14 protein-coding genes are annotated in these 10840 nt (G+C 38.7%); 3 read left to right on the top strand and 11 right to left on the bottom strand.

Annotated elements, in window-relative coordinates:
- The 10 genes from ACTF6W_RS01900 to ACTF6W_RS01855 form a co-directional block, all read right to left on the bottom strand.
- A partial coding sequence (locus tag ACTF6W_RS01900) for a membrane dipeptidase (RefSeq protein ID WP_438992841.1) occupies positions 1-415 on the bottom strand: 415 nt, incomplete at its 3' end.
- 276 nt (positions 416-691) lie between these two features.
- The gene (locus ACTF6W_RS01895) at positions 692-1186 is read right to left on the bottom strand and encodes a hypothetical protein (protein ID WP_438992838.1); all 495 of its coding nucleotides are present in this window, start codon (positions 1184-1186) and stop codon (positions 692-694) included.
- A complete protein-coding gene (locus tag ACTF6W_RS01890; protein WP_438992837.1) occupies positions 1186-1749 on the bottom strand; it encodes a hypothetical protein in 564 nt (187 codons plus the stop codon). Before ACTF6W_RS01890 ends, ACTF6W_RS01895 begins: the two co-directional genes overlap by 1 nt.
- Positions 1746-2309, bottom strand: coding sequence for a hypothetical protein (locus ACTF6W_RS01885; RefSeq protein WP_438992836.1), 564 nt, complete (start codon positions 2307-2309; stop codon positions 1746-1748). Before ACTF6W_RS01885 ends, ACTF6W_RS01890 begins: the two co-directional genes overlap by 4 nt.
- A gap of 4 nt (positions 2310-2313) precedes the next feature.
- Positions 2314-2748 carry a DoxX family protein gene (locus tag ACTF6W_RS01880; protein ID WP_438992835.1) on the bottom strand — a complete coding sequence of 145 codons (435 nt, stop codon included), beginning with the start codon at positions 2746-2748 and terminating at the stop codon, positions 2314-2316.
- Positions 2749-2855: 107 nt separating this feature from the next.
- Entirely contained in the window at positions 2856-3005 is a 150-nt protein-coding gene (locus ACTF6W_RS01875; RefSeq protein WP_438992834.1) for a hypothetical protein, read from the bottom strand.
- 334 nt (positions 3006-3339) lie between these two features.
- The gene (locus tag ACTF6W_RS01870; RefSeq protein WP_438992833.1) at positions 3340-3873 is read right to left on the bottom strand and encodes a GNAT family N-acetyltransferase; all 534 of its coding nucleotides are present in this window, start codon (positions 3871-3873) and stop codon (positions 3340-3342) included.
- A gap of 92 nt (positions 3874-3965) precedes the next feature.
- Positions 3966-4133: a hypothetical protein gene (locus ACTF6W_RS01865; RefSeq protein WP_438992843.1), complete on the bottom strand. Its 168-nt coding sequence runs from the start codon at positions 4131-4133 to the stop codon at positions 3966-3968.
- A 140-nt stretch (positions 4134-4273) separates the two neighbouring features.
- On the bottom strand, positions 4274-5086 hold the full coding sequence (locus tag ACTF6W_RS01860; protein ID WP_438992832.1) for a tetratricopeptide repeat protein: 813 nt from the start codon (positions 5084-5086) through the stop codon (positions 4274-4276).
- Between the two features lie 125 nt (positions 5087-5211).
- Positions 5212-5754 carry a tetratricopeptide repeat protein gene (locus ACTF6W_RS01855; protein ID WP_438992840.1) on the bottom strand — a complete coding sequence of 181 codons (543 nt, stop codon included), beginning with the start codon at positions 5752-5754 and terminating at the stop codon, positions 5212-5214.
- Between the two features lie 489 nt (positions 5755-6243).
- Between ACTF6W_RS01855 and ACTF6W_RS01850 the strand changes: the two genes are divergently transcribed.
- Positions 6244-8262: a S9 family peptidase gene (locus ACTF6W_RS01850; protein WP_438992831.1), complete on the top strand. Its 2019-nt coding sequence runs from the start codon at positions 6244-6246 to the stop codon at positions 8260-8262.
- 20 nt (positions 8263-8282) lie between these two features.
- A complete protein-coding gene (ggt, locus tag ACTF6W_RS01845; RefSeq protein WP_438992830.1) occupies positions 8283-9881 on the top strand; it encodes a gamma-glutamyltransferase in 1599 nt (532 codons plus the stop codon).
- Between the two features lie 3 nt (positions 9882-9884).
- Here ggt and ACTF6W_RS01840 read toward each other — a convergent pair whose 3' ends face one another.
- A complete protein-coding gene (locus tag ACTF6W_RS01840; RefSeq protein WP_438992842.1) occupies positions 9885-10277 on the bottom strand; it encodes a universal stress protein in 393 nt (130 codons plus the stop codon).
- Here ACTF6W_RS01840 and ACTF6W_RS01835 point away from each other — a divergent pair.
- Positions 10201-10707 (top strand): EAL domain-containing protein, encoded by a 507-nt coding sequence (locus tag ACTF6W_RS01835; protein ID WP_438992839.1) that lies wholly within the window; start codon positions 10201-10203, stop codon positions 10705-10707. The two genes, ACTF6W_RS01840 and ACTF6W_RS01835, sit on opposite strands and share 77 nt — an antisense overlap.
- The last annotated feature ends 133 nt before the right edge of the window (positions 10708-10840 follow it).

Raw genomic sequence — 10840 nt, 5'->3', positions numbered from 1 at the left:
TAATGTTGGATAGATCGGTTCCAACAGGATAAGCATTTTCAATACCGATCATGGCCACTTTTTTACCAAGACCATCAATGCGGCGCACATCATCGGAAGTAAGCGCCAGTTCAATTTGATCCGGTGCTTTAACGGTTGTTAGCCAATGAATGGCGTTAAATTTTGCCATGGCATTTTCATATGCGGCGGCGTAGCCTTCTTCGTTAAGTTCGCGTTGTCCCGTAAATACAATAAAGAATGCCACATCAAGACCACCTTCAACCATTTTCGGCAAATTTACTTGTGAATCCGTATCTTGGGTGTAGTTAACCGCATCCGTAAAGTTTTTCACATTGATATCATCATGTGTATCAAGCGTAATGACCCGCTCATGAATAGCCATTGCGCGATTGATTAAATCCGCATCATTTTCCATTGCGTTATCAGCCGCAGCACCCGCGGCCATTTCGGTGGCAGCGGTTGCTTGTTCGTCGGTTTCAGTATTGGCGGTTTCATTTGCATTGTCACAGGCGCTTAAAATTAATACGCTGCTGAGCAATGCGGCTTTAAGCACTATAGATTTTTTTAACATTTTTATCCCATCATTTTGATATTTTTAATTGGAAATAATTTACTCAGCTATTAAAGGCTTGTCAATTAAAGGGTTGCCAATTAATGGTTTTCAGTAAGTTTTGCTATAACGTTACAACGATTATATATGACTATGGGATCTTGATCCCCATTGTTGCCAGCTTATACTTCTACCGGGGTAGGCGATATTGTTAAATGGCCATTTTTCCTTTAGCCATGATTTGAGGATTTCTTCAAATTCATTGAATAAATGTTGATTATCATCACTTAGCCAATAAAAGGTTTCACAATCTACACCATCACGGTTGCTGGGTTCAATATAAATGCAGCCGATGCATTTCGATTTATCAGGGGTTAAAACAGTATAAGCGAAGGCAATACGGTCGATAAATTCTTTTTCATGGGCGATAAGATCATTAAGGTTATCTGCGAGCGTCATATCATCCGTAGGCCATTCATCATGTTCAGCAAAGATTGAACGCAAATTTTCGCGGCTTGACATAACCGTTTGATAATCAAGTTCATTAATGCTTGGCTCTAACATTTGAAGAATAAAGTGATCGTGAATTAGGCCGTCGGGCACAATAAAGTCATCAGGAACAAAAAGCGTCGTCATTATTTGGTATAGGCTCTGATTTCAGTTTCGTGGGTCATGTTGACGGGCAGGGATACACTGCGCAGGATGCTGCGTTCATGTTTACCAAGTTCCGGTCCAAAAATGCGGATGATCATTGCCGATGTTGCCTCTGCGACCATTTCAACGTGGGGGTAATCAACGGGTGCAGTTGTCATGACCACAACATTATGTAAGCCACCAAGATTATTAAGGTCACCACCTATTGCAAGGCGAATACGGTTTAAGGCTTGTATAACCGTAAGTTCAGCGGCGTAAAGCATATGTTCCGCAGGTGTATCATTGGTAATGGTTCCGGTGATCCATGTTCCTTTTGGGGTATATGCGGCAGAGGCGGTGATATAAATTTCCTTATCAACGACGACTGATGGTTCATAAGGACCAAATACGGGCGGAAGTTCCGGCATTCCATCTTTAAAGCCGAGACGTTCAAGTTCAATATTTAAACGGTCATCGATTGTTGTTTCAGTAACGGGTTCTATCGTTGTTTGTTCAGAACAAGCGGCAAGAAATAATAAAGATATGGCAAATAACTTTTTCATCATTTTAAATAAACCAACATTTCAATTTGGAAGGTTTGATTGCCCGCAGTGGTGGCTTGACCTTCTGCATGGCGGGTGTGTGATCCGGCGGTGTCACCAAAAACACGCAGCATCATTGTCGAGCAGCTGTTAGATGCCGGGATATAATCAAAATATTCTTTAACCGTTAGCGTTTTATAACGGATATTGGCGATTTTACGAATGTTGCTTAAATCACCACCTGCCGCCATTTTAAGTTGATTAATTGAGGCGGCACAAGCCAAGGCCGACGCATGAACCACGTCTTCCGTGGTGACATCGGTTGGCACATGCCCCTGCGTAATGCTGCCGTCAGGGGCTAGTGCACTTGTTGGTTCCGTGCGAATAAGGTTTTCCGTAATGGTAAAGCCAGGCTCCACATCAGGATATTCACCATTTTCAAACCCAAGATTAATGAGTTCCGCCATAAAAGCGGCATCAATGGTTTCCTTGTCACGAAAACCATCCGATTGCGCGTTAGCGTTAAACGATGTAATCGCGAAAACAATCAGCGCAATCGAAATTTGAATAAATTTAGCTTTCATTTAGTTAGTCTTTATTTCCACGAGCGGCATCGACGCTCCAAATCCCGCTACCACGCGAAGAAATATAAAGCATAGCAAAACAGAACATTACGGAAAGCTCACCACGGTTAACAATTGGCAGCATAAGTTCAATAAATGAATTGGTGCTGTCCGCTGGTGGGTTAAAGGCTTTGCTGCCATATGCCATCCAATATGCCACTGCCATCATGCCCGATGATAAAAAGGCAGCAGGGCGAGAATAAAATCCGATGAAAGTGAGCAATCCACCAAAAGTGAGTATTGGCATACCGATATAGGCCATAAACCAAGGCGCATTTTCCATGCCACGTGCCATTGGCCAACTAAGGATGTAATTAGTGCCGTGGAACATAAATAGAAAGCCAGTTACTATTCTAAGTAACGCATAGCATTGTGGTTCTAAATTTTTTATGAAATTCATTTTTTTCTCCCTCTTTTATTGAAGTCCCAAAAGTACTTTCGCATAAAATAAACGCTATGGCAAATTCAGGATTATTTTCCAATAAATGAGGGAGAATTAGAGTTTTGTTATTTACCCGCGTTTTCACCTATATATCGGCTTATACGGTCAAATAATTCTTTCATTTCAACACCAGTTTCAGGGAGTTCTTCGGTCGGCATATCAAGGTGATTTATAGGAATTTCCTGCTTATATTGCTCAAATATTGGTCTTACCATTTCATAGGTGTAATTAGGTATGCGCCGATTGTTGTAGCGGCAAGTAGGATTGATGTAGAAATAAATTTTTTGTTCATTTTATTAACTTTCATATTTACTTTCGCATTATGTGCGAAAGAATGTGTTTCATTTTGTCTCAGTTTTGATGTGTGAAAATCAACGTAATGTGATAGCATACATCATCGCGTTCGGCGATAATGTGAATATGAGGGATGTTGCGATCACATTAACTTAAAATGATTACAAGTAAGTGTGAAAGTCATTGTTATTGTTGTGATAATTGCGTGAAGGGTGCGTGCATGTTTCGTGATAATTTCGTGAAGTAGCATAAAAATCAGAGTTTTTTAAGCCAAACTGTAAAGTCACAATCAGTGGCAAATTCATGGATTCGGTGTGGTGAAACTTCTTCGAATGGCATGCTTTTCTCTGGGATATAACCAAGACGGCTATACCATACTTTTAAAAATTCCTTTGCTGGGTTTTTCCAGTGACGCGGGGTTAAGAGTTCAAGTTGCATTGTCTTGTAACCATTATTTCTGGCGTGATTTTCAACAATATTCACAAGATCTCGTCCAAGGCCCAAACCACGCATTTTTTTATCGGCAGCGAGCATGCCGAATTCAAGTGTGTGTTCATTCACAGGAGCAAATTTTACAGCACCAACAATTTCGTCATTTTCACGGGCGATAAAGATTTGTCTCTCTTTAACAAACTCTTCTACTTCGTCGTAAAAAGTGCGTCCTGATGTAGTAGGTTTCCAAAGATCGCTTTCTGTTTCTTCGTATACTGCATTAATGAGTTCCAGAAGACGATTGATGGTCCCAGGCGTTAAATCATTTTCATCACATCGCTTGATCGCTATATTCATAAAAGTATGCTCTTACTGTTTAATCTTCCTGTGCGATTAAACCTTTTAAAGAAAATTTTATCAAGGGTATTTAAATCTAAAAACACTTTGTCTTAAGATGCATTTCTATTTTCTGCTAATTTCTGCATAACTTTGGTGATTTTATCTTCTGTACTCTTTGTGCGAGTATCGAATGATCCATAGATTTTCTTATAAAGAACATAAGCTCTATCATAACTTGCAATACCTTTATTGTAATCCCCTTTTTTTTCAAAGGCCATTCCAAGGTATTCATCTATATTTGCATTTGCGGAATTATCAATTCCGTATATTGAAGTGTAGCTATTCTTTGCAAGTTCGAGATATTCAATAGCTTTGTCATGTTGATCGATAAAAATGTACGATTGACCAATTAATTGATTTAGATTTGCAAGGTAAGAATCCGGATTAATATTTTGTTTTTTTCTATACTCAATAGCCCGGTTGTAGTAGTCAACAGCTTCAGAATGATTTGCGTTATATATTTTTGATAATGCCAAGCTTTGTAAATACTACTAATTAAGAAATGATGATCATTTTCATTTGTAAAGTTTTTAGTAATCTCTAGTGCTTCCATTAAATGCTTATTACCTTCATTATGTCTTTTTAACGTAACGAGTGTCTCGCCAAGTTTAGCTTTAGCAAGGACTACATTTTTATTTGGAGTATTGTGATGAGATGATAAATTCTTTTCTGCTTTTTCGAAAAATTCTAAAGCATTTTCTGGATAATTTCTTTTAACCCATATATTGCCAATTTCTAACCATATCATCCCATTGTTTGGATGATCCATTCCGTTCAATTCAGTGCTTGTTTTTATAGCATCAAGCATTCTGTTATGAGCTATATCAAGTTTATTAGCTCTTGAAGCTGCGCTGCCAGCACTAAATTTATATTGGACGTTTTTTGGAACTAAAGAAGATGCTTTCATAAAGTAATTGTATGCTTGATCATATTTTTTTTCAGCCATCAATTTTTGAGCCTGTTTATAGTTCTTTTGTGCTTCTGGATTTTCTTTAACAATAGTTTTCTTAAGTTCATTAATTTTATTTAGATTATCCTTTGCATTATTAACAAGTCTATTAATGTTTTTGACATGATTTAATCGTCCCATTTGATGGTTTAATAGAATTTTGTTGCTATATTTTTTAGAATTAAGTGCATCATTTTCAATTGTATATGCTTTAGATAACATTGCTCAAGTTTGTATTTTTAAATCCGTGTATTCTGAGGTTTTCTTATCTATTTGATCTTCTGCTGCTTTTTAAATATTTTATCGCATTATATGTGTCATTTAAAACTATATAAATAGAACCTGCTTTAAAAAAATACTCCGGCACTTTTTCTTCTGCAGCGCCGCCATTTTTTTAAGGACCTATCAACGGCAAACATAAAATCCTTTACTGCGTAGGTCATATTATTTAATCGGAAATGAGTATTTGCTCGAAGATCATAATAAAGAGGAACATTATCATTTGCTGCAATCGTTAAATCTAAATTTTTAATTGCTTCGTTATAATCTTTTTTAAGCAGGGCGCTTTTAGCAAGTTCTAAATATAAGAAGTCTTGAGCTGGTCCTTCAAGGGTATAGCCCATATTATTAATGTCATTAATAATGCCTGTGCGCAAAATTTGAACTTTAGGCAAATCACGCAATTTTTTATCATCTAATATTTCTAATGCGTTTTTAAAAAGCTTAAATGCTTTATCTGGATTACCACTTCCATGGTTTGCTATTGCTAAAACTCTTAAATCAACCGCAGTTTCTTCATTATCTTTTCTGAATATTTCTTTATTTCTTTTCATGGCCTCTTCAGCTGCAGATATGGCTTTTTTGGGCTGCTTATCATAACTTAGTGCTATACTGTAATTTCGTTACATAGTAGCTAAATTTTTGTGATTATCTGCCATTCCCTCTAAATTATTTATCCCGCGTTCGAGATGATCAATTGCAGCTTTATAATTGCTTACATTAAGAGCACTAATACCGGCCATGTTTGAATAGAGAATATTCTTTGGGTCATCATTTGCAATTTTATCAAAATATGCGAATACTTTTTTATATTCTTTATTCTTATAAGCGGTTTAAGAAGATGAATATAATATGCCCGAAGCTAAATCGGGAACTTCAATTTCCTGAGATATGGCTGCAGTGGAAATGGATGTAATAAATATTATTACATTAAGCGAAATATATAAATCATATTGTTCCCCATTATATTGATAAATAACTTTATCATATTCACTTAAACAAACAAGTTTTCTTAAGATAATCTATAAAACAAGCTATTGCCAATTTGTCGTGTTTGCGTTTAATCTGCTACCTTCACAAAATAATAAATGAGGGCGGAAATGAAACACTTATTAATCCTTGTATCAACATTAATTTTATTACCATTAACGGCACAAGCGCAGCAGAAAAATTTCGACTGGCTTGATGTGTTTGAACTTGAATATTCAAATGATCCACAATTCACAAGAGACGGTGAGAGTGTGATTTATGTGCGTACTTTCATGGACATTATGAAAGACCGTAAACGTAGTAACCTCTGGATTGTTGATACGGACGGGAATAATAATCGTCCGCTTACCAATGGACTTAATAATAATTCAAATCCGCGTCTTTCACCGGATGGGCGTATGCTTGCTTATATATCAAATGAAAGCGGGAAATCACAAATTGTGATCCGCTTTATGGATAGCGGTGAAACATTCGAAGTGGCGCAGCTGCAAACTGGGGCCTCAAGATTAAGTTGGTCACCGGATAGTAAATATATTGCTTTTAGTGCCCATGTACCAGGTAAAGCAAAAACATATGCTCCGCTTCCAAAAGCGCCAGAAGGGGCAGAATGGGCAGAGAAAGCAAGATATATCGATGAATTACAATTTCGCCGTGACGGTAGTGGTTATGTGAAACCTGGTAACAGCCATATTTTTACAGTTCACGCATTAGGTGGCACACCGCATCAGGTCACATCGGGTGCGTTTAATCATAATTCAGAAATTGCGTGGGCAGCTGATGGATCAATATTATATTTTTCAGCAAACCGTCATGACAATCATAAAGTGGAAACCCGCGATAGCGAAATTTATGCCGTTGATTTAATGAGCGGCAACATTTCGCCGATGACGGATCGCTTTGGTCCGGATAGTAATCCGAAAATATCACCAGACGGCAATATGATTGCCTATACGGGGTCAAACGATGAACGTATGGGTTATCATAATAATCATTTATATGTCATGAATACGGACGGTACGGGAATTAAGAATTTAATACCTGATCTTGACCGTAGTGTTGGTACATTTCATTGGGTAGGTAAGGCTATTTATTTCCAGTATACGGATTTAGGCACGAATAAAATTGCGCGTGTGAATATGTCAGGTGATGTTTATGAAGTGACAGAAGGCGTAAGCGGTACATCATTCGGGCGTCCATATTCATCAGGAACCTTTAATGTCGCCAGTGATGGTCAAATCGTTATGACGTACGCCACCGCCATGGATCAGGCGAATATAGGTGTTGTCGGACGACGCGGCGGTGATGTGACACAAATTACGGATATCAATGGTGATTTGCTTGATCATAGAAAGCTCGGCACTGTGGAAGAGGTTTGGTATAAATCAAGTCATGATGGCCTTGATATTCAAGGATGGCTCGTTAAACCGACGGATTTTGACCCAAGTAAAAAATATCCGCTTATCCTTGAAATTCATGGTGGACCATTTTCCGCATATGGGCCCCATTTTTCCGCTGAAATTCAATTGATGGCCAATAAGGGATATATGGTGCTTTATACCAACCCACGTGGGTCTACCAGTTACGGATATGAATTTGCCAATAAAATTCATCATAATTATCCAAGCAATGATTATGACGACCTTATAAGCGGTGTTGATCATGTTATCGGTATGGGGACTGTGGATCCGGATAAATTATATGTCACCGGTGGTTCAGGGGGCGGTGTGCTTTCAAGTTGGATCATTGGTAAAACGGACCGCTTTAAAGCGGCAGTGGTGGCAAAGCCTGTGATTAACTGGACAAGTTTTACACTTTATTCCGATATGTCATTATCATCTGCAAAATATTGGTTCGGTTCGATGCCATGGGATGATCAGGAACAATATTGGAAGCGTTCGCCATTATCATTGGTTGGGAATGTTACTACACCGACAATGTTACTTACGGGGGAAAGTGACCTTAGAACGCCAATGCCGGAAAGTGAGCAATATTATCAAGCGCTTAAAATGCAGGAAGTTGAAGCGTCACTTGTACGTATTCCAGGATCATATCATGGCATTACGGCGCGTCCATCGAACTTGATTACGAAAATTCAGCATATCGTTAAATGGTTTGATGAACATCCGTAAGGGTAAAAAACGGAAGTATTTTGAAAAAAATATATTATTCAGATATAGGACGGTCACCAGTTACGGCAAAAAACGGTATGGTGGCCACGTCACATCCGCTTGCGACTGATGCGGCGCTTGAGGTTTTAAAATCAGGGGGAAATGCCCTTGATGCAGCCATTTGTGCAGCGAGTGTGCAAAATGTTGTTGAACCACAATCAACGGGAATAGGCGGGGACTGTTTTGCGATATTTGCCCCAAATGGAGGGACGGATTACGCCGCCTATAATGGATCAGGCAGAACACCTAAGGCCGCTACTGCAAAATATTATGCGGATCAGGGAATAACTGAAATTTCCCAAAATAGCCCGCATGCGGTCACCATTCCCGGAGCGGTTGATGCGTGGTGCAGATTATCAGAAGATTACGGTTCAATGCCGCTTAAAGAGGTTTTGGCGCCCGCAATTAAATTTGCGCGTGAGGGGTATAAAATATACCCACGGGTCGCCGCTGATTTTGCGAGCGCAAAAGAGGCATTAAATTCATGTGAAAATGCCAAACGTATTTTTATGCCCGGTGGTAGTATATTAAGTGCGGGAGATATCCATAAACAACCGGAACTTGCAGATAACTTGGAAATAATCGGTAATGAAGGCCGAAATGAATTTTATCAAGGCACTGTTGCAGATGATATTGTCAGCTATTTAAAGGATCGTGGCGGGTTACATACATTAGATGATTTTAAAGAGGCTAAGGGTGACTTTGTCACGCCCGTTTCCGTTAATTATCAAGGGTTTGATGTATATGAATGTCCACCAAACGGGCAGGGGGTTATTGCCTTAATTTTATTGAAAATTATGGATCGATTAGGGGTAAATAAATTTGATTTACTTTCCCCTGAGCACCTTCATTATGAAGCGGAAGCTGGCAAAATAGCCTATCATATCAGGGATTTATACTTATCGGATCCTGATTATGGCAGTGGTAAGTTAGAAGAGATTTTATCAGACAAGAATATCGATCATTTAATTGATACAATTAAAGGTGATCGCGTTTTAACGATGTCTGATTATCAAATGCCAGATCATCGGGATACTGTTTATATAAGTGTAGTCGATAAGGACCGGAATTGTTGCAGTTTTATAAATTCAATATTCCATTCATTTGGTAGTGGGCTTATGTCCCCCAAAACGGGTGTGCTTCTCCATAGTCGGGGGAAGGGTTTTAATTTTATAAAAGGCCATCCAAATCAAATGGATGCCTATAAACGGCCTTTACACACGATTATTCCAGCAATGCTTGCAAAAAATGATAAAACGGTGATGTCCTTTGGGGTGATGGGTGGGCAGTATCAAGCATACGGTCATATGCAATTTTTAAGCAGATTGCTTGATTATAACCACGATATTCAACAAGCCATGGATTTACCGCGCAGCTTTCCTGACCCCGTAAGCGGAAAATTAGATTTAGAAATCTCTGTGGGTGATGAATGTCGATTTAAACTCAGTGAGTTAGGTCATGATATTAATGTGGTTTCAAAACCAATTGGTGGTTCACAAGCCATATGGATCGATAGAGAGAACGGAACCTTAATCGCGGGTTCCGATCCTCGAAAAGATGGTTATGCTGCCGGATATTAAGCCTTAATGGGCGAAAAGTACTGGTATTTCGTGATTGTTAAAGAGGGTTTTTGTTACACCACCATATATCAGTTCAGCGAGCCGCATGTGCGCCCAAGCTCCCGAAACAATGAGATCCGCATTATGGGCAAGGCATATTTCCATGATCTTAGCGCCGATATCATAATTAAGTTCGCTGGTCATGCCGGTGATATTAACCCCATGTCGTGCAAGGTTTGCACATATATCCGCAGTGACGATTTCATCTTTTTTTTCTTCCACTATAGCGAGGATCGTGACTTTATCGGCTCGTGATCTTTCAAATAAACGGTTACCGGAAATGATTATAGGCTTACTTGAGAAATACCATGTGCCTAGATCACGTCTTTTGCTTGAAATTACGGAAAGTGCGATCATGAATGACCATGAGCAGGCTTTAGGTGTTCTTAATGCCTTAGATGGCTATGGTTTGATGCTTTCAATTGATGATTATGGTACTGGATATTCATCAATGAGTTATTTGAAGAAAATGCCCGTTAAAGAATTAAAAATTGATAAGTCCTTTGTGCTTGATCTAGCAAAAAATAAAGAAGATGAAATTCTTGTAAAGTCAACAATTGACCTTGCGCATAACCTTGGACTTAAGGTGACAGCAGAAGGCGTGGAAGATGAAATATCGCTACATATGTTAAAAGCATTCGGATGTGATGTGGTTCAAGGGTATTTTATTAGTAAGCCACTGCCGCTTTCTGATTTATATGATTTTCTTGAAAATTCGCCGTTTGGATTACCCCAAGATCAAATTTCGGAAGATGAGAGCTTAGAAAATATTCTAGCTGTTCAATAAAACTATTTTACGCTTTCTTGATCCAATAAATTTTTTATAAGTTCTGCTTGCGGGTGTTTTTCACCAAGTGCAGCAACAACAATGTCATATGCTTGTTTATAATGCTTAACGGCCTTTTTATGATCACCCATGC

The organism is Pseudemcibacter sp., assembly GCF_965661635.1.
Taxonomy (GTDB): Bacteria; Pseudomonadota; Alphaproteobacteria; order Sphingomonadales; family Emcibacteraceae; genus Pseudemcibacter.
The sequence above is the reverse complement of the archived record's forward strand: the minus strand, read 5'-3'. Positions and strand labels throughout refer to the sequence as shown.

Excerpts from the sequence above, each read along its gene's own strand:
- ACTF6W_RS01895 (WP_438992838.1), bottom strand. The coding sequence starts at position 1,186 with ATGACGACGCTTTTTGTTCCTGATGACTTTATTGTGCCCGACGGCCTA.
- ACTF6W_RS01890 (WP_438992837.1), bottom strand. The coding sequence starts at position 1,749 with ATGATGAAAAAGTTATTTGCCATATCTTTATTATTTCTTGCCGCTTGT.
- ACTF6W_RS01885 (WP_438992836.1), bottom strand. The coding sequence starts at position 2,309 with ATGAAAGCTAAATTTATTCAAATTTCGATTGCGCTGATTGTTTTCGCG.
- ACTF6W_RS01880 (WP_438992835.1), bottom strand. The coding sequence starts at position 2,748 with ATGAATTTCATAAAAAATTTAGAACCACAATGCTATGCGTTACTTAGA.
- ACTF6W_RS01875 (WP_438992834.1), bottom strand. The coding sequence starts at position 3,005 with ATGGTAAGACCAATATTTGAGCAATATAAGCAGGAAATTCCTATAAAT.
- ACTF6W_RS01870 (WP_438992833.1), bottom strand. The coding sequence starts at position 3,873 with ATGAATATAGCGATCAAGCGATGTGATGAAAATGATTTAACGCCTGGG.
- ACTF6W_RS01865 (WP_438992843.1), bottom strand. The coding sequence starts at position 4,133 with ATGGCCTTTGAAAAAAAAGGGGATTACAATAAAGGTATTGCAAGTTAT.
- ACTF6W_RS01860 (WP_438992832.1), bottom strand. The coding sequence starts at position 5,086 with ATGTTATCTAAAGCATATACAATTGAAAATGATGCACTTAATTCTAAA.
- ACTF6W_RS01850 (WP_438992831.1), top strand. The coding sequence starts at position 6,244 with ATGAAACACTTATTAATCCTTGTATCAACATTAATTTTATTACCATTA.
- ACTF6W_RS01835 (WP_438992839.1), top strand. The coding sequence starts at position 10,201 with ATGATTATAGGCTTACTTGAGAAATACCATGTGCCTAGATCACGTCTT.
- ACTF6W_RS01840 (WP_438992842.1), bottom strand. The coding sequence starts at position 10,277 with ATGATCGCACTTTCCGTAATTTCAAGCAAAAGACGTGATCTAGGCACA.